Raw genomic sequence first — 24,150 nt, 5'->3', positions numbered from 1 at the left:
GGCCTGAACAACCGCCCTGTTTTCTTTTATTAGCCCTGTAACAGTGACAGAGCAGACTGCGGACGTTGGTTGGCCTGTGACAAGATGGTCGAGGCGGCTTGCTGCAGAATATTCTGTTTGGTCATATTGGCAGTTTCGATAGCGAAATCTGCATCACGGACCCGTGAACGGGCTGCGCTGACGTTTTCCGATACGTTGGACTGGTTACGGATAGTGGAGTCAAAACGATTCTGTACCGCACCAAGCTCAGCACGCTTACTGTCCACCGCCTTGATCATATAGTCAAGGTTGGCCATCGACAGTTGGGCTGTACTCGCCGCCGTGATGCTCTTCACCATACTAGCCTTAAGGGCGGTACCTGCGGTGAGGCTGACCTTATAGGGCTCTTTGGATAAACTTGTCGCCGTATTTTTGACGATCTTTGCACTGTCTTTAGTCGCACTGGCAATACCGCTGATGGTAAAGGCCGATGTCATCTTGAAGGTGATTGTTTGTGCTGCATCGGCACCGACTTGGAAGGAGCCAGTATATTTACCATCCAGTAACTTTTGACCACCAAAAGTCGTGTCGGCTGCAATACGGTTAATCTCGGTCTTTAGCTGGTCGTATTCCTGCTGAAGGGCCGTGCGATCGTCCGAGTTGTTTGATCCGTTGGCCGATTGCTGGGCCAAGGTGCGCATACGCTGCAACATACCGGTGACTTCATCCATCGCCCCTTCAGCAGTCTGGGCAACCGAGATACCATCGTTAGCGTTACGGTTACCCTGATCAAGACCATTGATCTGGGAGGTCAAACGGTTCGATATTTGCAGACCCGCAGCATCATCTTTGGCGCTATTAATACGCAGACCGGAAGCCAGTCTGGTATAAGAGGAATCGAGCGACTTGTTCGCATTGGTCAAATTGCGCTGAGCATTCAGCGAGGATACGTTAGTGTTGATAAACATGGCCATAACTATTCTCCTAAGCTATTAAATTTACTCTTCTATTTGCTCAGGCTTTATTATTTTCTGTGCCCGATGCGTCTTATTTAACGGCTCGTTTTTGGATGTCTTTAGCATTTTTTTCAACGCTTCATCGCATTAACGCCGCTTACCTTATATATCGGCGGGTCGGGGGGAAACTTAAGGAAAAAATCGGGCCAAAACAGATGACAGGAGTCACCTCCCGAATCCCGCGAACAACGGGGCAAGCAGGTACAGTCGAGACTCACCCGGTCCATGCAGTGAGAAAAAGTCCGTCTCGACTCGCAATTTTATCTAGCACAGTTGGCGATTGGGCTCACCAGCCCCTAAAATCGCGGCCCCATCAACAATTTGGCGTGAGTTGTTCTCCATGCAGACACTGGTTGAGCAGATTGTTTACATCAGCGACATGTTTGGTACTGCGGTATTCGCGTTTTCAGGGGTCTTGGTGGCTGGCCGGCTCAGAATGGACGGCTTTGGCGTCATGGTTTTGGCGGCAGTGACCGCCATCGGCGGCGGCACCATCCGTGACATGATCCTGGGCGCCACTCCTGTGTTCTGGGTGCGCGATCCCCTCTATATCTGGGTCGTCATCGCGACGGCGCTGATCGGTATGTGGATGGTCAAACTGCCCCGCAGAATGCCCTGGTATGTGCTGCCGGTGGCCGATGCCTTCGGACTGGCCCTCTTTACCGTGATTGGTGCCCAAAAGGCCCTCAACTTCGGCACCCCGGGGCTGATTGCCGTGATCATGGGCACCATGACCGGCGTAGCCGGCGGCATGATCCGCGATGTACTGGCACGGGAGATGCCCATGGTGCTGCAAAAAGAGATCTATGCCACCGCCTGTATCCTCGGCGGCATTCTCTATACCCTGGCCCTGGAGGCGAACATGGACAGGGTAACGGCCATGCTCATCTGCATGACGGCCGTGTTTGGCCTGCGGGTCGCCGCCATCTACTGGCATCTGTCACTGCCAACCTTCTCGCTGCAACGCAATTGAGAGCAGGCCCACAGCGCCATCATGTCGCTGTGGGCCTTGCGTTGAACCAAATAGGCTTTTCTGTTGTCATAGAAGCAGTCGTTGTTAGCCGGAACTTCTCATGCGCAAAATCGGTATGCTTACCACACTCCTCCTGGCGAACGTGACGGCAGCCCACGCCGAAGCTCAAGTAGTATTTGGTCGACTGGCCTCGGCGCCGGTGCAGCAGTTCAACCAGCAGATACGTCAAGCCAGTGATCAACAACAACGCTGGGTCAATGACTACCGTGAGGTGGCACTGCGATTTGTGGGGCATGGCGACACCCCCAGTCGCATTCATGCCCAGCAGCTGGATAATGATCTGGTGCTCTCGGTTGCCCTCGATGGCAGCAAGAGCGACATGATCTACATCCTGACTCTCTATCGCAGCGACAACCTGTGGCAGATGCGGGAGGCGGAAATGGGCTGGCGTTGCCAGGGGCAAGACTCCTTCACCCCGGTCCCCTGTCCCTGATGGTCATGACTCACTCAGTGAAATAAAAAAATCCGGCACATTGGCCGGATTTTATGTGGGCAGAGTAAACCACGCTTACGGGCGGTAAACCTTGACGTTGTCAAAACCCTTCTCTTTTAGATAGAGCGCCTGCAGCTTGCTCATCACGCCGCGATCGCAGTAGAGCAGATAGGTCTTCTCCTTGGGCAGGTCGCCAAAGGCGGTGGCCAGCTTGAAGAAGGGGATGTGCAGCACTTCACGATCTTCTACCACCAGCGGCTTCTCGTCGTGTTCGTCGGCAGAGCGGATATCCAGGATCACCTCGTCAGCGCCCAGCACCTGAGTCGTCTCTACCTCTTGTACTTCGGCGGCGGTCTCTTCACCGATGCGGCGGATATCGAGGTAACGGGCCTCGGAGACTACCTTGTCCAGGATGGAGAAATCGAAGTTGGTCTCTTCCGCCTCGATGTTGGACAACACCGCCTTGATGGTCGGCTTCTTGGAGATAACGCCGCAGTACTCCGGCATGGTCTCGGCGAACTCCAGGGTACCGATGCGACGGGCTTCACTGATGATATCCGGCTTGTCCCAAGTGATGAGCGGACGCAGGATCACCTTGTCGGTCACCCGGTCGATCACGTTCAAGTTGGTGAGCGTCTGGCTGGAGACCTGACCCACACACTCACCGGTCACCAGCGCCGGGATCTGGAAGTAGTCGGCAACCTGACCCGCGGCACGCATCATCATCCGCTTGAGCACCACGCCCATCTGGCCGTTGTCGATCTTCTCGAGGATCTCGGCCACTACAGGTTCAAAGTCGATGGCGGTGAATCGCACCTTGTGAGAGGCACCAAACTTGTTCCACAGGTAGTAGGCAACCTGCTTGACCCCGATCTCGTGGGCAGCACCACCGAGATTGAAGAAGCAGTAATGCACCCGACAACCGCGCTTGATGAACTGGTAGGAGGCGACACCAGAGTCGAAACCGCCAGAGAGCAGGGTCAGCACATCTTCCTGGGTGGCCATCGGGAAACCGCCCATGCCGTGGTGCACCGCACTGATGATATAGAGCTCGTCATTTTCCACTTCCAGATTGATCTGGATGTCCGGCTTTTTCAGGCGCACCCCGGCGGTTTCACAATGCTGGTTGAGGCCACCGCCCACATAACGCTCCAGCTCCAGCGAGCTGAAGTCATGTTTGCCGACGCGACGGGCACGCACGCAGAAGGTCTTGCCTTTCAGGCGATCACCCCAGACGGCACGGGTCTGTTCGAAGATGTCATGCAGATCGGTGAAGTTACTCAGTTTCACTTCGAGGAAGTACTGAATGCCCGGAATACAGGCCAGGGTCTCGAGATACTGGGCGTGGAACTGATCGTTGCGGGAGCTCACTACCAGCTTGTCCCAATCCATCCGTACGCGGGCATCTTCGTCGAAGCGACGCAACACGTTGCGGATGTTGCCCTGCAACATCTTGGTGAAGCGCTGGCGAACTGATTTGCTCTTGATGGTGATTTCCGGGAACAGCTTGATAATGAACTTCATGGTTTTGACTCGGGTGGCCTTGATTTAAGGGCGCGAATTATATCAGAACTTTGTGGCCAGCGCCTACTGGATGAGCGTTTGCTCACATTCCCCCACGCAATGTTTGCCGCGCGGCCGCAATCTTGCGTATATTCCCGACCCTGCGCCTCGCCAGATTTTTGACAACAGACCGATCCGATGAAGACCTATATCTACTACCCCGGCATGGAGGTACGCGACGAGCTCTGGCTCAAATTTGCCCTGCTCTATCTGGAGCGGCTCGCCTTCGTCTTCACCGTCAGTGAAAAGAGCGGTCTCACCGCCCTGCTCGATACCCTGCAGCAGCAGACCGATCTGCTGGCCGAGCGGCCCGATGCCGCCTTCTTTGCCGCCATCACCCCGCAACTAGAGAGCCAGATCAGCGGCCTGGTGGCCCCCGATTTCGTACGCCACAAGGTGTTTGGCAACAAGGAGCTGATTGGTCGCTGGCGCCAGGGCGCCAACCACGACTGCTTCTGCCCGGAGCAGGCCGGACTGGAGCGGCTGCACGGCTTTTGCCTGACCCACGGCTTTGCGACCCGGGATGAGGGGGGGATCAGAATGGCACGGCGCTTTGCCAACCTGCTCTCCATGCGTCTCGCCCGTGAGTGGGCACTCGCCAATGACGGGGCGCTCATTACCGATCACGACTATCTCGACCGCCTGCTCCACCTGCTGGAATCCCGCTACCACAACCGGGGCGGGCAGGATTGCTTCCACCTCGAAATCCCGTTGCAAGTGCCCACTCACCTGGCCGAGATTCCGTTTGCAGAGCTGATTGCCCTGCGCGGGCGCAGCGGCTTTCGCCAACAGCTGGCCGAATTTCATCTTGCCCTCGACAGCCTGCTAGCCATGCTGGGCAGCGGCTATGCCGATCCGGCAGCCCTGACCCGCTTTGAGCAGGCTCAGCAAGGGCTCAATCAACTGCTGGGGCCCGAGACCCTCAGCATGCCACTCACCACGCTGGTCAGCACCAGCCTGCCTGCCGTGGCGATGATCCACCAGTTAAAGGCGAGCCACCCCGAAAGCAATCTCATCTTCCATCCCATCAAGAAGAGCCACTTTCACCAGCGCAAGAGCCAGCACTTCTTCACCCGGCTCGGTCATCTGCGCCAGCCTGGCTGAATCAGCGGAATGAAAAAGGGGTTGGCATCTGCCAACCCCTCTCGTTATCTGCGGCCTACCAATCATCACCACGGTGAGTGGCCTGCTCTTGCGCCTGCCTGCGCGCCTCCATCGCCCTGTCACGGCGGATATTGGCAGGGGTACAGGCAAACTGTTTCTGATAGCAACGCACAAAACTCTCGGAAGCAGGTTCGAAAGGTGAATAGAACCCGGTACGTTCAGGATAAACATGGTGATCACCATGATTGGTTGTGGCACAACCCGCACTCATCAGCACCAGCAAGGGACACAGAACACGCAGCAAAAGAGAACTCCCGATTGGATTTGAATGAATTCGTAATTATTCATAAATTAATTCATCCAATCAAATATTGATGCATTTCAAATAGTTAATTACATTCACCTCAATGGCTGTCGGCAAAACGCTCAACGGGTGATGGCGCCGGCATCACTGTCAGGATGCACGACGCGAAACTCGATACGATCGCTGTTGCCCGCTGCATCGACCACAACCAACTGGTAGCGCCCCGCCACGCTCAGCACCTGATCCCCATCCCAGCGCAGCCGCTGGCCGTTGAGAAACCAGGCCGGCTTGCCGACACCGCCCAGCACTTTGGGTTGCAACCGGTAACGCTGACTGCGGATAAGGTTGCCCTCCCCCAGCGCCACGATGCGAATGGGGGCCTGCAGCTCGGCGCTCTGCCCCTCCCCCGCGCAACCGCTGGCGAGCAGCGCCTGTCGTCGCTCGCCGGGGGACCGCCACGGCTCCAGCGACAGCGGCCAGAGCGCTCGAAAACTGGATTGCGCCGCATCTTGGCAGCGGGCCAAGGTCGGCTTGCCCGCGACGGTCAGTGCGACCTGGCGCAGTGGCGAGGGCCAGTCCATGGGGTCCGGCAAGGTGGGAGGATCGCGCCCTTCCTGCAACCAGGCGCTCTGTCGCTGCAAACAGGCTTCAGGCAGGGTCGCGCTCATTTTGCGCCCCAGCGGCCAGCAGATCTCGGCTTCGCTCACCGTGTTGGGTTGTGCCGGCAAGGGGCTGTTGTCAGCCAGCCGCGAGTAGACAGAGAGCAGCAGCGGCACCGCTGCGCTCTGCCCGTAAAAACCGGGCATGGGGGTACCGTCGGGGCGCCCCAGCCAGACGCCGATAGTCCAGCGACCGGAGACCCCCATGGCCCAGCTGTCGCGATAGCCATAGCTGGTGCCGGTCTTCCAGGCCAGTCGATTGACCCGGCCGGTCGCCTCGCTGGCAAAAGGCTGATCCGCCCGCCCCTGCGCGCTCAATATTTGCCAGATGATCCAGGCCGCACCCGGACTCAGCAAGGGGCGGGGCACCGCCTGCTGCCCCGCCAGCCAGACCGGCATCGCCACCTGCCCCTGTCGAGTGAGCGAGCTGTAGAGTGCGACAAGCTGCTCGAGCCGGATCCCCGCAGCCCCCAGCGCGATGGCCGGATTGGGTTTGTCGGAAAGGGCCAGCCGCACCCCGGCATTGTCGAGGCGGCTGACCAGCTTGTCCGGCCCCAGCGCCTCCAGCACCTGCACCGCCGGCACGTTGAGGGATTGCTGCAGCGCCTGAGCGAGGGTCACCGGCCCCTGAAAGGCGCCGGAAAAGTTGGCGGGGCGATAGTCAGACCCCAGCCTCGGCGCATCGGAGAGCAGAGAAGCCGAGTGCACCAACCCCTCGTCCATGGCCAGACCGTAGATGAAGGGCTTGAGGGTGGAGCCGGGAGAGCGGATCGCCTGCACCATGTCGAGGTAACCGTGGCGGCGCAAATTGCCATACTCGGCGCTGCCCACATAGGCACGCACCGCCATGGTTTTGTTGTCTACCAAGAGCAACGCCGCTGAGGTCTGCTCGGGGAAGCGGCGAATGTAGCTTGCCACCCGTCCCTCCAGCCAGCGCTGCAGATCGCCGTCGATGGTGGTGTGCACCAGCGCCCCGGTCTGATTGTCAGCGGCGAGGCGGGCAAAGAGCGGAGCCTCCATCGGCGTGAAGTGACCGCGGGCCAACACCGGCTCGATACGTCCCTCCAACCACACCTGTTCAGGCCAGACACCCTGCGCCACAAGTCGCTGCATCACCTTGTCACGGGCGACGCGGGCCCGCTCGGGATGTCGGTCTGGCCGGTTGCGGCTGGGGGCCTGGGGCAGCACTGCCAGCAGCGCCGCCTCGGCATAGGTCAGCTTGGTCGCACTCTTGCCGAGATAGGCAAAACTTGCCGCCTGCACCCCCTCCAGATTGCCGCCAAACGGCGCCCGGTTGAGATAAACAGTGAGCAGGGTGCGCTTGTCGTAGTGCCACTCCAGCTGTAGCGCACGCGCCATCTGGCGCAGCTTGCCGGGCACGCTCCGGTGGTAGGGCTCGATAAGGCGAGCCACCTGCATGGTGAGGGTCGAACCGCCCGACACAGCCCGCCCATGGCGCAACCACTGCCAGACCCCGCGCACCATGGCCACCGGATTGACCCCGGGATGACGCCAGAAGTAGCGATCCTCGTAGCCCAGCAGCGCCTCGATATAGCGGGGGGAGACCTGCTCCAGTGTCACAGGGTAACGCCACACGCCACTGGTATCGGCAAAGGCGCGCAGCGGTCGCCCCTTCATGTCGAGCACCACCCGTGCGTAGGCAGGGTCGAGCGGTGGCGGCGGGAAAATCCGATCCAGCGCCAACAATGACAGGAGCAGTGCTACAACGCCCAGCACCGAGAAACGCAGCCAGCGCGGCAGACCGCCAAGCCAGCGCCAGCCTGCGTGGCCACTGCGACCCAATTTCAGCCAACCGCGCTGCCAGAAAGTGAGCGGGCGAACCCGCTCAAGGGAGGGTTTGTTACTCAGAGATACGCACCTCGTGGATGTCCTCACCCACAGCCCGCAGTTCAGGCCGGTACATATCCTCCACCTGGGTCGGCGGCACCTGATTGCGACCCGGCGTCACCGCCCGCATCAGGTAGACCAGCTGCTGGTTGCTCCCCTCGCTCAGATCCAGCGCCGCCGTGTAGCGGTCATCGCGAAACTCCTGATGCTTGAGGTAGTCGTTCCACTCGCTCTGCCACGCCGGTTTCCCCTCTATGGAGAGCTCTTCCAGCTTTATGCTGTTGCCGAGGGCCGGGTTCTCCAGCTCGAAGCCGGCGGGCACCATCTCCACCAGCAGGGCATCGGGCACCGCCGATTCGCTGCTGACGTTGAGTCGCACCACCACCAGATCGCCCACCTTCACTTTGGCCGGGTCAAAACGCTGACCATCGCTGTTAAACCAGCTGCGGGTCACACTCATTCCCTTGCTGACCCGTGCCGGCGCCTGTTCGGGGTAGCCGATCAGAGTGCGCTGCACATAGAGGGATCCCTTGCCCTCGTTGGTGACCGCACTGGCCGCCAGCGCCTCGGGGGCGCCCAGCTGCAAGGCGGCCGAACCGCTCAGGGATCCACTGCCCAGGGATGAGGCGACCTTTGCCTGCCAGTCTAGGCCTGGGTCAACGCGGGCAAGTCGCAACAGGGCGAGCCGCTCCTGAGTGCTGAGCCACTGACGATGGGCCAGGATATCTGCCACCTTGGCACTGAGGGCTGGCCAGCGCTCCGCAGCCAGCTTGTGCTGGCGCAGCAAGGAGAGTTCAAGGGCTTCATCGCGCAGCGGCGAGCCGTAATCCCCCAGATAGTCATCACCGCGCTCGGTCGCTAGCGCCCGGCTGAGGGCCTTGGCGGCGTTCTGCTCATCCCCCATGGCCGAGAGAGCCAGCGAGAGGTGCAAAAGCGGCAAACCGGAGCGGGCGTGATCGGCCTGCTGCTCCCAGATAAGGCGCAAGGTAGCGAGCGGTGCCTTGCCCACCCGGGCCAGCACATAGGCGCTGTAGGCCTGATAGGCCAGCCGGCTGTGCTCGGGGGCACTGCTCCAGCGCTCGCCATACTGGCTGTCGGTGAGATAGCTTTGTAACCGGTTCAGCGCCTGATTGAGCATGGCCTCCGGCACAACGTCGCCCACCTCCTTGCGCGCCAGCAGGTAGTCAGCGGCATAGGCGGTGAGCCACTGCTCCTCGTCGGAGCGACCATCCCACAGACCAAAACCGCCGCTGGGCAGTTGCAACCGCTGCAGCCGCTGCAACAGGGCACGTTGCACGTCCGCCTCGCTCGCCGCTTTCTTGCCCTCTGCGGGTTTGCTCCAGGCGGCCCGCTCATCGGCCGTGGTCAGCAAGTAAGGCCAGGCACGGGACAAGGTCTGCTCCAGACAGGCATAGGGGTAATCGGCCAGCGCCTGCCACTGGGCTGCCGGATCCCAGGGCGGAGTGCCGGAGAGGCTGAGCAGCCCCTGCAGGTTGGCACGATCCAGCCCGGCCAGCTCAGCTGGCGCAAAGCTCATCTGCTGACCGGAGGCCAGCATCTGGTAGCGCTGGCGAGTCTCGGCCGGCCAGGGGGAGCGCAGCGGCAAAGTCCAGTCGCGGCTGATGGCAAAATCCTTGCCACTGGCCGCCAACTGCAAGCTTGCCACGCCGCTTGCCCCGGTCACGGTGAGCGGCAGGGTCAACCACTGCTCCTCGCCGTTTTTAAGGATAAGAGTGCCGGGCAGCTCACCGTTTGCTTTCAGCCCGCCATTGAGGGTCCAGGCAAGGGAGAGGGTCTGCTCCTCGCCACTCATGTTGCGCAGTTGCACCAGCGCCCGGGTCTCATCCCCTCTCGCGCCAAAGCGCGGCCAGCCAATCTCGGCCACCAAGGGCGCCACCACCTTGACGGCGCGCTCGGCCTCGCCGACTTGCTGCTCGTTCCAGGCCAGCGCCATCAGCGCCAGCTCGCCGTTGAAGTTGGGTAGATCGAGCGGGATCACCGCCTTGCCCTGCTCGTCAAAACTCACCTCGCCGCTCCAGAGCGCGGCGATCTCGACCCGGCTCTCCAGCGCGCCCCCCTTTTTCAGCGGCGCCCGGTCACCCCCGTAGTTGAGGCGGGCCAGCTTGCCATCCTGCGGCGGGATCACCTGGCCGTAGTTGTCGAACAAATCTTGGGAGAAGCGCTTGCGACCAAAGAAGATCTCGAACGGGTCGAGGGGCTGGTAGTCGCTGATATTGAGCACGCCCCGATCCACCGCCGCCAGCACCACCCGCCCCCGACTGTTGGGGGTGGAGGTGGCGGTCACTTCCAGCCGGGTAAGGGGCACCGCTTTATCAGGCGCGCTCAGGGTGAGCGGCAGACGGCGCGCATCTCGATCGAGGGTGAGCGGCACCAGTCCGACCGAGCGCAAGCTCTGTCCCTGCTGCTTGCTGACCGGTTTGGAGGCGCTGTCTGGCGCGGCGATCTGGGCCGAGATATGCAAGTCATGGCGCTGCCACTCAGGACTGACCGGGATCTCGAACTCACCGCGGGCATCCCTGGCATCGCCACCGACCCCCTTGAGCTCGATACGCTGCCACCAGCGCAGGCCGTCGCCATCTTCCACCAGCAACAACCCCTTGCCGGGGCGCGGGGCCACCAGCGTCACTTTGGCCTTGTCGCCCGCCTGATAGGCGCGCTTGTCGAGGGTGATGGCAATCTTGTCAGGCCGCGCCTGCTCGCCACCGCCGCCCCAGGCGTAACTGCCGATCTCCACCCGCAGGCTCGATTGATGGCCCTGACTGTTCTCCACCTCCAATCGATACCAGCCCGCCGCCAGTTGCAGCGTGAGCGGGGTCGGCCCCTTGCCATCCAGCTGCAGGGTCTGCTCCTGTTCCAGATAGGGCTGGCTGTTGAACTCGTACTTCCACCCCTCCCCATCGGCGTAGTGCCAGTAGTAGTCGCGGTACTCGTTGATGAGGCGCACTTTCACCGACCCCGCCACCGGTTGGCCCTTGTCATCGAGGTTGAGGATCTGGAAGGGGAGCGGCTTGCCCCCCTCTACCCGATCCGCCACGAAGTCGGCCTTGAGCGCCGGCCACTGGCTGCCTGCAGGCCAGCCATACTGGGTGCGGCTGCGATTGACGGCGCGGCCACCGGGCTCAGCGAGCGACACCCGATAGGCCACCTCCAGCGGCCCGAGGGCTCGCACCCCATCGAGCTCATCAGCAAGCGAAAAAGTCCCCTGCCCCTGCGCATCGAGAGTGAGATTGAGCGGTTCAAGATCCTTGGCCTGCTCGGCAAGCAGCACGTCACCTAGGGTGAACTCCTGCCACTGGGTAAAGGGCATGGTGGCGCGGCTTAACTTCACCTCCGCCTTGGCCTTCGTGGCGCTCGCCGGCGCGCCGTAGAGATAGTCCCCCTGCAGCGGCAGGGTGAGGGAGGCGTCCAGATCCGTCACTTCACCATCCAGCCCCTTGCCAAGCTGCAGTTTCAGCCGCTCCGGCAAAAACTCCTCCACCAAAAAGGGCCACTCGAAACGACTACCAGCGGCGGTCTTGAGGTTGATGGTCCAGCGCCCGAGCGGCGCATCGTCCGGCAAACGCAGGCCGTAGTGGGCGGCGCCAAGATTATCCGGTAGCAGCCGCTTTTGTTCGAGCAGCTGACCATCCGGCTGTTTCACCTCCAGCTCCACTGCCATACCGGGCAGCAGCTGGCCATCCTGCCCCTTGAGCAAAATCTCGCTGTCGAGCCGCTCGCCGGGGCGATAGAGATCGCGCCCACTGAACAGATACAACTGCTGGGCCTGCCAGGGCTGGGTGCCGAGATCGAAGGTGGAGAGATCGAGCGCCGCCCCATCGAGGCGCAGCACCGCCAGATGGTTGCCCTGTTCGGCCAGCAGCAAGCGGGCCCCCTGCACCTGATCGAAGCGACGATGGCCCTGCGGATCGGTGGTTTGCACCTGCAGCCGGTTACCCTTCTCGTCGAGCAGGGAGAGCTGCACATCCTTGAGCGGGTCGGCGCTGGCCAGGGAGCTGACGAACACCTCCAGCTGATCGCGGTAACGGCGGGCACTGAGCCCCATGTCGCTCACCGCAAAATAGGTGGTCTCCTTGCGCCAGTCGTAGTTGCCAAGGGGCGACATCACCGCAAAGTAGACGCCAGCCTCGGCCAGCTGCGGCTCCTTCACATTGATGAGGCGGGTCTCGCGCCGGTTGGCATCGAGCTCCAGCGCATAGCGGCCGCTGAATACCCGCTTGGCCCGCTTGGTGATCTGTTCAAGCTCCCAGTTACCCATGCCGGCACCGGGGCGATATTCCGCCAGAAAACGGGGCAGATATTCGGCATCGACCCGGAAGAAGTCGATATTGACCTCATCCACATTGACCGCGCTGATGGGCAGGCGAAGTTCCTGACGCAGCGGCAATACCATGCCACTGGCGGTAAAGGAGGCTCCCGCCTCCAGCGGCCGGGTTTTGAGGGTCCAGCTCTGGGGGGATGGGCCCAGCCCTGCCTTGAGGCTCACTTCATAGCTTTTATCGGGCTGGACGTTCGGGAAATAGAGGGTGCGACCATCGTCGGCGAGGATCCACTCCCCCTGCACCTGCTTGCCTCCCTCGCGGACCGCGAGCCAGCTCTGCCAATTTGCCTTGGGCGCCAGAGGGCCGGAGAATACCAGCGCCAGCGCCGGGGCATCGCGATATTGGCGGGCATTGGCCTGCACGACTGTACTCGGCGCTCCTGCCTCCTGCTGGGCTGTGGATTCTGTGGTCGGTACTTGGCTGGCGGGCTTGTCGGGGCCGCAACCGGCCAGCAGCAGACCAGCCAATCCGGAGAGCAGCAGAGCCGACCAGCGGTGACGCAGAGCGCCAGTTCCGGCATTAGAGCGGTGAGAAGCAGGGGGAGAGTCGAAGAGGCGCATAGGTTCCATCCCGAGTTGGAGCGCTGCAAGCGCAGCGTGGCTGGAAACAGGATAAGGCATCCTGCTCACCCGACACAAAGCTCATTACCCGAATGGGCACAATTCAGCGCCCCTGCAGCGCGAGACCCCCCTTGCCCACTGATTTAGTGCGGCAAGGGTTGTCATCTAGTCGTGGGTGGTCTCGTTTTTTGCCCCGCCTTTGAACCAGCGAAACAGGATGGCCATGACGGCCGCCAGAAACAGCACCAGCGAGGTGATGAGCAGCGCCCGGGTCAACAGTTCGCTGTGATGAAGGAAGAAGGGGGTATTCATCGCCAGCTTGCCCAGCAAGCTCACCGTGAGCGCCCACATAAAGGCACTGGCAAAGCTGGCCACGCACATGCGCACTACGCTCAGGCGGCCAATCCCCATCAGCATGGGGGTCAAGACCCGCACGAACGGGATAAAGCGGGAGGAGAACATCGCCAGAAAACCGTACTTTTTCAGCAAGCGGGTCGCCTTGGGCAGGCTGTCGGGGGGCAGCATCCGCTCGATATGCTCCATAAAGCGAGTGCGCTGCAGGGCACGCCCCTGCCAGTACGCCAGCACGGATCCCAGCCCCGCCGCCAGCGGCAAATAGCAGAGAGTCACCTCGGGGCCGAATACCCCCATGCCCACCAGCCCACCGGCCAGCAGCACCAGACTGTCACCCGGCAGGGGCATGAAGACGAATGCGGACTCCAGCAGCAACACCAGCATCAGGCAACTGATCAGCAGGGGCACTGCCTGCATCTGAACCAGGGCGTCAAAATCCTGATGCCAAATGGCCATCAGCATATCCAGCATGTCACTCTCCCTACTACACGGTTCATCATGAACGAGGCAGGGGTTATAGCACCCATCCCCTGAACAAAACGTTAATTTTGTCCGGTGCAGGAAAAAAAGTGTGTCGAAATATTGCAGCAACGAGGGGGAATGCAAGAAGGGCGAACAGCAGAGGCAAAAAGCCCCTCATCTTGCACGCACAAGGGAGAGGAGCAAACAGGCACAGAAATAAAACGGTTACTCGGCGGTGGCCATCTGCCAGGTTTTGAAGCCGCCGGAGAGATTCTTCACTTTGAAGCAGTGCTGGCTCAGCAGACGACAGGCGACATGGCCGCGCAGCCCGACCTGACAGCTGATAAGCAGCTCTTTGTCCTTGGGTAGCTCATGGAGGCGACCACGCAATTCGTCGAGGGGGATATGCAGCGCCCCCGGAATGCGGCCCAGCTTGTCGAGCTCGGGGCCATTGCGCACATCCACCACCAGCTGGTGAGGGTTGCGAGCCTGCACTTCGGCCACGTGGCAGAGCAGGGTGTCCCCCTTCAGGTGATTGCTCGCCACAAAGCCCGCCATGTTGATCACATCCTTGGCCGAGCCGAACGGCGGCGCATAGGTGAGCTCCAGATCCTGCAGATCAAACACGGTCAGACCGGCCCGCTGGGCCACCGCCAGCACGTCGATGCGCTTGTCAATGCCATCCTTGCCGATGGCCTGGGCGCCATAAATCTTGCCATCCGGGGCAAACAGCAGCTTGAGGCTGACCGGATGTGCGCCCGGGTAGTAACCGGCATGGCTGCCCGGGTGGACATAGACTTTCTCGAACGGCAGCCCCAACTGCACCAGTCGCTTCTCGTTGAGGCCGGTGCTGGCCACCGCCAGATCGAACAGCTTGCAGATGGCTGTCCCTTGCGTCTTCTTGTAGGTTTCGCTGCGGCCCAGCATGTTGTCGGCGGCGATGCGCCCCTGCCGGTTGGCCGGGCCCGCCAGCGGGATCAGCACAGATTCGCCAGTGACGAAGTCTATCTCTTCCACCGCATCCCCCACCGCATAGATAAAGGGATCCGAGGTACGCATCCCGGCATCGACCTTGATGCCGCCGCGCGGGCCCAGCTCCAGCCCCGCCTTGGCGGCGAGCAGGGTTTCCGGCTTGACGCCGATGGCGAGGATCAGCAGGCCGGTATCAAGATGGGAGCCGTCATTGAGGGTCAGCCGCAGGCCACCGCTGTTGGCGGTGGGCACGGCGGAGGTCTTCTCGGCAGGCAGAACCAGACTCTCGATGGCGGTGAGGCCGGTGCGCAGGCGCAGGTCGATCCCCTCTTCCCGGATGCGGGCATGGAGCATGTTGGCCATCTCCTTGTCCACCGGCGCCATCACCTGATCGGCCAGCTCCAGCAGGGTGACCTCCAGCTTGCGCTGATGCAGCGCCTCCATCATCTCCAGCCCGATAAAGCCACCGCCCACCACGGTGACATGGCGCGGCTGATCGTGCTGCAGGGCCGCCAGAATGCGATCCATGTCCGGGATGTTGCGCAGGGTATAGACATGGGGGCTGTCGATGCCGGGGAAGGGAGGACGGATCGGCGCCGCCCCCGGGCTCAGCAGCAGCACATCGTAATGCTCGCGCTGCTCTTCACCGGTTTGCAGGTTGCGCACCAGCAATGTCTTGCCCGCCTTGTCGATCTCGATCACATCGTGGAAGACTCGCACATCGACGTTAAAACGGCGCTTGAAGCTCTGGGGAGTCTGCAGCAGCAAGGCATCCCGATTGGGGATATCGCCCCCGATGTGGTAGGGCAGACCGCAGTTGGCGAAGCTGACAAACTCGCCCCGCTCGAACATCACGATCTCTGCCTCTTCACTCAAACGACGAGCGCGAGCCGCCGCTGATGCGCCCCCCGCGACACCACCGATAATCAGGATCCGTTTCATCTGCAAGACTCCTCAAACATGATAATGGGCAATAAATTAGACTTTTCTAATTTAGAATTCAATGAAATTTTGTTTCACACCATTTTGCAGTATTCTTGCAACCCCGACGGTTGCTTAACAGGATGTTGTTTGTTCATGTCGTCTACCGCACTCAGTCATCTTCCTCCTGCCCTCCAGACGCCGCTCTTTTTCCGTCTGGATCTGCGCAGTCAACGGCTGGTCGCCCTGACCGACGTGATGCAAACCCCGCTCTACTGGCTCGACGAGCCGCGCGCCCCCTGGCCTGCCCAGCTGCCCGATGCCCTGCGCCAGCCCATCGAACAACTGCTGGCCAACGGCCATGGCGGCAAGATCACCGTGCGCTTTGCCAACCAGTTGTGGCACATCGCCCTCGCCCACGAGCAGGATGGTTTCTGGCTCATCTGTCTGCAGGCCCTTCGTCAGGAGCCCATCGCCGATCTGGCATTGCAACTGCCGCGCCTCAGCCAGATGGCGAGCCAGCAACAGTATGCGCCCCTGCTTGAGGCCCTTAAAGAGAGTCTGGGGGCCGATCGGCTCATCCTCTGGCACTATCAGGCCAACGGCGATCTCGGCAGCGAGCAGCTCACCCCGGTGTTCACCCTGGGGGTCGAGGCGCTCTACCCCATTCGCGGCGACAGCCGCTATATCCGCGCCCTGCGTACCCGCAAATCCTTGAGCTTCTCGGAAGCCGCCCACCAGCCGATGCTGAGCAATCACCTCTACCTGAGCAGTGCCGGTGTGCGCTCGCGCCTCGATGGCGCCCTGCTGGAGCAGGACAAGCTGTTCGGGGTGCTGAGTCTGGAGTATCTCGACCCCACCCCGCTCAGCGAAGAGATGCTGCAACTGGTGCGCAGCAGCGCCCAGCTGCTCGGCCACTGGCAGCCACAACCGGAAGAGCACCGTGCCGAGCTGGCCCTCCCGCCCGAGCTGCACCAGCAGACCGGCATCGACTACTGCAAGACGCTGGTGAGCTGGGCCATGAGCGCCAGCGGCGCCCGGGTGGGCTGGATCGGCGAGTTCCAGCCTCGCGGTCAGGATCTCTGGATCATCCCCCGCTGCGTCATCAACGAGGAGATCTTCTCCACCCTCAAACCCATCCAGCTCGACCCTGGCCCCGCTCAGGAGCTGTTCCAGCATGGTCAGGCCATCTATGTGGAAGATCTGCCCGTGCGCTATCCCAAGGCGACCCGGCTGCTGGCCCTCAATGCCAACACCTATATCGGCATTCCGCTCCATGGCCAGAGCGGCGCCCCCATTGGCCAGATCACCCTGCTGCTCGATACCCCCCTTGCGGAGCCCGAGCATTTGCTGGATCTGTTGAGCAGCCAGCACGAGCGGGCCGCCATCGAGCTCAAGCGCCTCGCCGCCGACGACGCCCTGCGGCTGGCCGAAGTGGCCTTCAATACCCACGATGGGCTGATCGTGATGGATCACAGCGGCATCATCCTCAAGGTCAACCACTCCTTCAGCCGGATCACCGGGTTTGGCGAGGTAGAGGTGATCGGTCACTCCATTCGCAAGCTGCGCCCCACCTACTACGGGGATCGTCTCAAGGAAGATGTCAGCCGCACCGTCAACGAGCAGGAGTTCTGGCTCGGGGAAGAGCGCTGCCTGCACAAGGATGGCCACCTCTTTCCGGTGCGCTTGATGGTGAACGGGGTCAAGGATGAGCGGGGGGAGCTCAGCCACTTTATCTGCAGTTTCTACGACATCACCCAGGAAAAAGAGGCCGCCAAACATATCGAGCAGCTCGCCTACTACGACGATCTCTGCGGCCTGCACAACCGGCGCAGCCTCAACCAGATTTTGCAGCAGACCCTGAGCGCCCCCAACGGCCAGTGGGGTGCCTTGTTGCTGGTGGATCTCGATAACTTCAAGTCGATCAACGACTCCCTCGGCCACGCCTGCGGCGATCAATTGCTGCAGGCCGTAGTGCAGCGTTTCAGGGAGCTGCCCCAGGACAATCTGGTGCAGGCGCGCATCTCGGGGGATGAGTTTGCCCTGCTCTTTACCCAGCTGGGGCAAGGGGAAGTCACCGCCAAAATTCTGGCGGAGCACTTCGCCCGCGAGCTGATGGGGCTGTTTCGCACCCCGTTCGACATCGGTGATCACAAGCTGCACTGCAGCGCCTCGGTGGGGATCAGCCTCTTCTCCGGCAACGAGACCGATCATCTGGTCCTGATGCAACAGGCCGACACCGCGACCCACATGGCCAAGCGGGCCGGTCAGGGCCACTACGTCTTCTTTACCGAGGCGATGGCCCGGCACGAGAAGAACCGGCTGACCCTCACCAATGAGCTGCGCGATGCCCTGCGTCATCACGAGCTGCAACTGCACTATCAACCGCAATACCGGGTCGATAATGGCTCGCTGTCGGGCATCGAGGCGCTGCTGCGCTGGCAGCGCAGCGACGGCACCATGGTGCCACCCGGGGAGTTCATCCCCATCGCCGAAGAGACCAGCCTGATCCTCGAGATCGGCTACTGGGTGATGAAGACCGCCTGCGCCCAATACAGCTTCTGGCTCAACCGCGGCCTGCAGATCCCCCATTTGTCGGTCAACGTCAGCGCCCGCCAGTTCCACACCCAGGGCTTCGTACAGCAGGTGGAGTACATCTTGCGCGACACCGGTGTGCCCCCCTCCCGCCTGCTGCTGGAGGTGACCGAATCGGTAGTGCTGGAGAATCGGCGCGAGAGCATCGCCAGAATGCGCCAGCTCAAGGAGCTGGGCATCCTCATCTCCATCGATGACTTCGGCACCGGCTACTCGTCGCTGGCCTATCTGCGGGATCTGCCCGCCGATGAGGTGAAGCTCGATAGAAGCTTCATTCAGACCCTGGTGAACAGCGAACAGGACAGAGCCATCGTCAAGGCGATACTCGATCTGGCCCAGGTCTTCCGCTTTACCGTCACCGCCGAAGGGGTGGAAGAGGAGGCGCAGCTGGCCATCCTCAAAGCGTTGGGATGCCAGCATTATCAAGGGTTTCTCACCAGTCGGCCGCTCACCGTCAAGGCGCTGGAGCAGTTGCTTGGCAGCCGGGCACCGGACTAAAGGTGTAGGATCAATAGGGGGTTATGTAATAAAATCACGGCCTGCTCGAATCGTTGGAGTTGTTTATGTCTGTCATTAATCGGATCCCTGCCGTTGAAATCAGCCAGCCAGCCGGATCTCACGGCACCATTGGCCGGATCCATTCCGTCGAAACCTGCGGCACTGTCGATGGTCCGGGGATACGCTTTATCGTATTCATGCAAGGCTGCCTGATGCGCTGCAAGTACTGCCATAACCGCGATACCTGGGATACCGAGGGTGGCCGCGAAGTGACCGTACCGGAGTTGATGAGTGACATCACCAGCTATCGCCACTTCATGAATGCCTCCGGCGGTGGCGTGACAGCGTCCGGCGGTGAAGCCATGCTGCAACCGGCTTTTATTACCGAACTGTTTACCGCTTGCAAAGAGAAAGGGATCCACACCTGTCTCGACACCAACGGCTTCGTCCGTCATCTCGACGAACAGGTGGACAAGCTGCTCGAACAGACCGATCTGGTGCTGCTCGACATCAAACAGATCAATGACGAGAAGCACATTCCGCTGACCCACGTCAGCAACAGATACACCCTGGAGTTTGCCCGCTATCTGGCGGCCAAAGGCAAGACCATGTGGATCCGCTACGTGGTGGTGCCGACCTGGAGCGACGACGACGAGAGCGCCGAAGAGCTGGGCCAGTTTATCGCCGAGCTGGGCGAGAGCGTGGAGAAGGTAGAGCTGCTCCCCTACCACGAGCTGGGCAAACACAAGTGGGACGTGCTGGGCGACCCGTACGAGCTGAGCGGGATCAAGCCCCCCAGCAAGGAGACCATGGAACGGGTCAAGGGCATCCTCGGCAAGTACCACGACAACGTCAAATATTGATGGTAAAAGCAGGCTGACTCGTCAGCCTGCTCTGCTATGGGGCTGTCGGGAAGGCAGCCCGGACTCTACTGCATGAATGGACGACAAGATGAGTGAAGGACAACTCGCCGCCCTCCTGATCTGGCTGGTACTGCTGGCCTTTAGCCTGCGCCGCTCCCTGTGGCAAACCCTCCATGACAACCCCCTCTATCAGCACCTGCTGCTGGGGAGTGCCATCGCGCTGGTGCCGCTCTGGTATCTAAGGGCCGGTCTGCATGAGGGACTGGAGGTCCATTTTCTCGGGCTCACCTCCCTCACCCTGCTGCTGGGCTGGCGGTTGGCGCTGCTCGCCCCCTGTCTGACCCTGCTGGTGCTTGGTTACTTCGGCGTCACCAATCTGGCCGATTTTGGCTGGCAGGCGCTGGTTGGCATCGCCCTGCCGGTGGCCACCAGCTGGCTGCTGTTTCTGGCCAGCTGGGCCTGGCTGCCGCGCCACCTCTTTGTCTATATCTTCGTTGCCGCGTTTCTCGGTGGTGCCATCGCCATCTCGGTCAAGGTGGTGGCCAGCGCGTTGCTGATGGGGCTGAGCGACAGCTACCCCTGGCACACCATCACGGCGGATTACCTCTCCATCTGGCCGCTGCTGCTCTTTCCCGAGGCGCTGCTCAACGGCATGGCGATGACGGTGCTGGCCATCTACCGTCCCCACTGGGTCAATACCTTCTTCGATCGCACCTATCTGGGCCAGTAACTCTCTCTTCCCTGATTTGCGTCCATAAAAAAGGAGAGGCCATCGCCTCTCCTTTTGATCTTCCGAATTGTGCCAGTTACTGGCTTAGTGCAGCTTCAGGGTCGGGCGCAGTACCCGGTTGATGCGACCTACCAGCATGATAAGGCCGGTCTTGACGTAGCCGTGCAGGGCGATCTGGTGCATCCGGTAGAGGGAGATATACACCAGACGGGCGATGTAGCCCTCTACCATCATGGAGCCGCGCATCAGGTTGCCCATCAAGCTGCCCACGGTGGAGAAGCGGCTGAGGGATACCAGCGAACCGTGGTCGTGGTAGAGGTACGGCTTCATCTCGCCGCCGTTCATCTTGGCCAGGATGTTCTTGAACGCCTGGCTGGCCATCTGGTGGGCAGACTGGGCGCGCGGCGGCACAAACTTGCCATCCGGCTGCGGGCAGGCCGCGCAGTCACCGATAACGAAGATGTTCTCGTCACGGGTGGTCTGCAGGGTCTCTTTGACCACCAGCTGGTTGATGCGGTTGGTCTCGAGACCAGCGATGTCCTTCATGAAGTCCGGCGCCTTGATACCGGCCGCCCACACCATCAGGTCCGCTTCAATCAGCTCGCCATCCTTGGTGTGCAGACCATCGCTGGTCGCTTCGGTGATCATGGTGGCGGTACGCACGTCCACACCCAGCTTGACCAGCTCCTGATGGGCGGCGCCGCTGATGCGCTCCGGCAGGGCAGGCAGGATGCGCGGGCCCGCTTCCACCAACGTCACCTTCAGGCTGTCGGTGGTGAGATTCTTGAAGCCGTAGGCGTAGAGCTGCTCGACCGCGTTGTAGAGCTCGGCAGAGAGCTCAACGCCGGTGGCGCCGCCGCCGACGATGGCAATCTTCACCTTGTCGCCCGGCTTATATTCGGTGGCGAACTGCAGGAAGCGGTTCATCATGCTGTTATGGAAGCGGTGCGCCTGGGAGGGGCTATCGAGGAAGATGCAGTGATCCTTGATCCCCTTGGTGTTGAAGTCGTTGGAGACAGAACCTATGGCCATCACCAGGATGTCGTAAGGCACGGCGCGCTCGTTGACCACGATGTCGCCATTGTCGTCGTGGATCGGGGCCAGCACGATGCGCTTCTCGTCGCGCTGGATGTCGGTCAGGGTGCCGAGCTGGAAGTCGAAACCATGGTTCTTGGCATGGGACTGGTAGCTCAGGGCATCGATGCCCGCATCCATGGAGCCGGTGGCCACTTCGTGCAGCAGCGGCTTCCACAGGTGGGTGCGGTTACGGTCAACCAGGGTGATCTTGGCCTTGTTCTTTTTGCCAAGCTTGCGACCCAGACTGGTGGCCAGCTCCAGGCCACCGGCGCCGCCGCCTACAACGACAATATTCATCATGATGATTTTCCTCGGTTCCTCAAAACGAAAGGGAGCCATTGGCTCCCTAAAACGAAATCGGTCGACGTGATGGATCAGGCTTCTTTGAAGGCCTTCATCCGCTGCAGATGATGCGAGATATTTTTGAACTTATGGGTCTCGCGCTCATCCCACACGATGTCGTAATAGTTCTTCAATTCACGTTCAGTGTCCCGATTATCGCGCACTTCATCCTGAACGGAAAGGATACACAGACAGTTTCCTGAATTTTTCTTACGAAATTCAGTTACACACTTGGTACCGATATCGTCATATTCCTCCGGCCGGTCGATCTTGCCCTGCATGTTCTCTTCCGGATGGAGGTTGGGGTTGAAGAGCACCTGGCGAATACCGCACAGAAAGCCGATCCGCTCGCTCCAGTAAGCACCAAGACCCACGCCGCAGATCAGCGGTTTTGGATCGGTACTCATATCGAGCTGCTTCTTTACTTCCTTGAGCAGGTGACTCATATCATGACGGGGGTGAACCGTGCTGTAGTGCACGAAACGCACATCATCATCAATAAACTGCAACTGCAGCACTTTCTCGTGATTGCCGGGGCTGGTGGCATCAAAGCCATGCAGATAGATGATCATGGATAAGACCTCAGGAACTGTGTCGGTTTTATCGAAACTACCCCAGCGGCTGCCCCGCGCGCCACCAAAACATCCAACTTTCTTGCTTTGGATCACGCCCATGGACCTGATCATGGCCCGTCACGACGGCGTTGTTCACCCGGGGGCCAGCGATTGGCTATCAAAGTGAGAGTGGCCTCCCGATAATGATAAAAACATTACCAATGTGAGATCCCCCTCCCGCTCGATGCAGCTCCACCCTGGCCACTTATCTGGCCGGGATGTGACTCATCCCACAAAAACAAGGCGTTAGCGCCAAACGTTTTCGCTCATGACCGGCGTTGTGCATGTTTTGTGCACTGACCCGTGCTGCACCGGATCCCTCTCACCACTGCAAAGGGATCTGGCACGTCAGTCAATACACGAGATCAATGACCGGGAAAGCCACGGCTTTCACTATCTTGCCTGTAGCGGTTGCGCGGGCTTCAAGGAGTGATCTGTTCATGAACGAGACCAACCCCCCCTCCCCTCGTCCGGGTTCGCGCAAGCGCCCGGTGGATGAAGTGGAGCGCATGCTCCCCATGGGCCAGCTCTTTACCCTCGGCCTGCAACATGTGCTGGTGATGTATGCCGGTGCCGTGGCGGTGCCACTGGTGATCGGCGGCAGTCTGGGGCTGCCCAAGGATCAAATCTCCTACCTCATCAGTTCGGATCTCTTCTGCTGCGGTATCGTCACCCTGCTGCAATGTGTCGGGATTGGCCGCTTTGCCGGGATCCGGCTGCCGGTCATCATGTCGGTCACCTTTGCCGCCGTGATGCCGATGCTGGCCATCGGCGGCAATCCGGATCTGGGGCTGACTGGTATCTTCGGCGCCACCATCGCCGCCGGTATCATCTCGACCCTGCTGGTACCGCTGATCGGCCGGTTGATGCCGCTCTTCCCCACTGTGGTGACCGGGGTGGTTATCACCTCTATCGGGATCAGCATCATGCAGGTGGGGATCGACTGGATGGCGGGGGGCAAGGGCAATCCGGAATATGGCAGCCTACGCTATATCGGCACCAGCTTTGTGGTGCTCGCCTTCATCTTGCTGGTGACCCGCTTCACCAAGGGCTTTTTCAGCAATATCTCGGTGCTGCTCGGGATCATCTTCGGTTTCGTGGTGGCCATCGCCATGGGCGAAGTGAGCCTAGACGGCCTCGGCAATGCCGCCTGGTTTGCCCCCATAGTGCCGTTCGCGTTTGGTTGGCCCACCTTCGATCCCATCTCCATCGCCACCCTGACGGTGATCATGCTCATCACCTTTATCGAGTCGATGGGGATGTTTCTGGCCCTTGGCGACATTGTCGGCCATCCGGCCAGTCGCGGCGACATCGTACGCGGGCTGCGGGTCGATGCCATCGGCACCATCGTCGGCGGGGTCTTCAACAGCTTCCCCCACACCTCGTTTTCCCAGAATATCGGGCTGGTGAGCGTAACCGGGGTATCGAGTCGCTGGGTCTGCGTGATGTCGGGGGGGATCCTGCTCGCCTTTGGCCTCATCCCCAAGATGTCGGTGCTGGTCGCCTCCATCCCGCCCTTCGTATTGGGCGGTGCAGGCATAGTGATGTTCGGCATGGTGCTGGCGACCGGCATTCGCATTCTGGCGCGCGCCGATTACAACACCAACCGCCACAACCTTTACATCGTTGCCATCAGCCTCGGGGTCGGCATGATCCCCACCGTTTCAGGGAATTTCTTCCAGCACTTCCCGGCGGCCGCACAACCGCTGTTTCATAGCGGCATCCTGCTGGCCACCATCAGCTCGGTGGCACTCAACCTCTTCTTCAACGGCTATCAGCCTGATCTGAGTCACCAGACCCGTCCTCTGTTCGTTGGTCCCATCAAACCGGAGCAGGAGCAGGCATAACAAACAGGCCCCGGACAGCGAGACTGTCCGGGGCCT

15 protein-coding genes are annotated in these 24,150 nt (G+C 60.8%); 7 read left to right on the top strand and 8 right to left on the bottom strand.

Annotated elements, in window-relative coordinates; all coding sequences use genetic code 11:
* Positions 1-29 precede the first annotated feature (29 nt).
* A complete protein-coding gene (flaB, locus tag OKC27_RS10540) occupies positions 30-953 on the bottom strand; it encodes a flagellin N-terminal helical domain-containing protein (protein ID WP_234603021.1) in 924 nt (307 codons plus the stop codon).
* A gap of 382 nt (positions 954-1,335) precedes the next feature.
* On the opposite strand from flaB, the gene OKC27_RS10535 reads away from it, so the two are divergent.
* Both OKC27_RS10535 and OKC27_RS10530 read left to right on the top strand, forming a co-directional pair.
* Positions 1,336-1,968 carry a trimeric intracellular cation channel family protein gene (locus OKC27_RS10535; RefSeq protein ID WP_270806229.1) on the top strand — a complete coding sequence of 211 codons (633 nt, stop codon included), beginning with the start codon at positions 1,336-1,338 and terminating at the stop codon, positions 1,966-1,968.
* Positions 1,969-2,068: 100 nt separating this feature from the next.
* A complete protein-coding gene (locus OKC27_RS10530; protein ID WP_042063739.1) occupies positions 2,069-2,461 on the top strand; it encodes a hypothetical protein in 393 nt (130 codons plus the stop codon).
* Positions 2,462-2,536: 75 nt separating this feature from the next.
* Here the strand turns inward: OKC27_RS10530 and thiI are convergent, their stop codons facing one another.
* A complete protein-coding gene (gene thiI / locus OKC27_RS10525) occupies positions 2,537-3,985 on the bottom strand; it encodes a tRNA uracil 4-sulfurtransferase ThiI (RefSeq protein WP_270806228.1) in 1,449 nt (482 codons plus the stop codon).
* A gap of 177 nt (positions 3,986-4,162) precedes the next feature.
* Here thiI and OKC27_RS10520 point away from each other — a divergent pair, with 177 nt between their 5' ends.
* Positions 4,163-5,128, top strand: coding sequence for a hypothetical protein (locus OKC27_RS10520; RefSeq protein ID WP_270806227.1), 966 nt, complete (start codon positions 4,163-4,165; stop codon positions 5,126-5,128).
* Positions 5,129-5,554: 426 nt separating this feature from the next.
* Here the strand turns inward: OKC27_RS10520 and pbpC are convergent, their stop codons facing one another.
* From pbpC to OKC27_RS10500, 4 genes are all read right to left on the bottom strand, one after another.
* Positions 5,555-7,900 (bottom strand): penicillin-binding protein 1C, encoded by a 2,346-nt coding sequence (gene pbpC / locus OKC27_RS10515; protein WP_270806233.1) that lies wholly within the window; start codon positions 7,898-7,900, stop codon positions 5,555-5,557.
* 52 nt (positions 7,901-7,952) lie between these two features.
* Positions 7,953-12,839: an alpha-2-macroglobulin family protein gene (locus tag OKC27_RS10510; RefSeq protein ID WP_270806226.1), complete on the bottom strand. Its 4,887-nt coding sequence runs from the start codon at positions 12,837-12,839 to the stop codon at positions 7,953-7,955.
* Positions 12,840-13,004: 165 nt separating this feature from the next.
* On the bottom strand, positions 13,005-13,664 hold the full coding sequence (locus OKC27_RS10505; RefSeq protein WP_075112606.1) for a DedA family protein: 660 nt from the start codon (positions 13,662-13,664) through the stop codon (positions 13,005-13,007).
* 216 nt (positions 13,665-13,880) lie between these two features.
* Positions 13,881-15,569, bottom strand: coding sequence for an FAD-dependent oxidoreductase (locus OKC27_RS10500; RefSeq protein WP_270806225.1), 1,689 nt, complete (start codon positions 15,567-15,569; stop codon positions 13,881-13,883).
* Between the two features lie 135 nt (positions 15,570-15,704).
* Between OKC27_RS10500 and OKC27_RS10495 the strand changes: the two genes are divergently transcribed.
* From OKC27_RS10495 to OKC27_RS10485, 3 genes are all read left to right on the top strand, one after another.
* Positions 15,705-18,641, top strand: coding sequence for a sensor domain-containing phosphodiesterase (locus OKC27_RS10495; RefSeq protein WP_270806224.1), 2,937 nt, complete (start codon positions 15,705-15,707; stop codon positions 18,639-18,641).
* 65 nt (positions 18,642-18,706) lie between these two features.
* On the top strand, positions 18,707-19,504 hold the full coding sequence (pflA, locus tag OKC27_RS10490; RefSeq protein WP_083249958.1) for a pyruvate formate lyase 1-activating protein: 798 nt from the start codon (positions 18,707-18,709) through the stop codon (positions 19,502-19,504).
* A gap of 88 nt (positions 19,505-19,592) precedes the next feature.
* A complete protein-coding gene (locus OKC27_RS10485; RefSeq protein WP_182970775.1) occupies positions 19,593-20,234 on the top strand; it encodes an energy-coupling factor ABC transporter permease in 642 nt (213 codons plus the stop codon).
* Between the two features lie 84 nt (positions 20,235-20,318).
* Here OKC27_RS10485 and OKC27_RS10480 read toward each other — a convergent pair whose 3' ends face one another.
* Both OKC27_RS10480 and ycfP read right to left on the bottom strand, forming a co-directional pair.
* On the bottom strand, positions 20,319-21,611 hold the full coding sequence (locus tag OKC27_RS10480; protein WP_111805876.1) for an NAD(P)/FAD-dependent oxidoreductase: 1,293 nt from the start codon (positions 21,609-21,611) through the stop codon (positions 20,319-20,321).
* 74 nt (positions 21,612-21,685) lie between these two features.
* Positions 21,686-22,225: an alpha/beta hydrolase YcfP gene (gene ycfP / locus OKC27_RS10475; protein ID WP_042061892.1), complete on the bottom strand. Its 540-nt coding sequence runs from the start codon at positions 22,223-22,225 to the stop codon at positions 21,686-21,688.
* 482 nt (positions 22,226-22,707) lie between these two features.
* Here ycfP and OKC27_RS10470 point away from each other — a divergent pair, with 482 nt between their 5' ends.
* Complete coding sequence (locus OKC27_RS10470) at positions 22,708-24,114, top strand: nucleobase:cation symporter-2 family protein (RefSeq protein WP_111805874.1); 1,407 nt, start codon at positions 22,708-22,710, stop codon at positions 24,112-24,114.
* The last annotated feature ends 36 nt before the right edge of the window (positions 24,115-24,150 follow it).

This window comes from Aeromonas sp. QDB62 (assembly GCF_027705695.1).
GTDB lineage: Bacteria > Pseudomonadota > Gammaproteobacteria > Enterobacterales > Aeromonadaceae > Aeromonas > Aeromonas allosaccharophila.
Note: the sequence above shows the minus strand (reverse complement) of the source record. Positions and strands in the feature narration are given on the sequence as shown.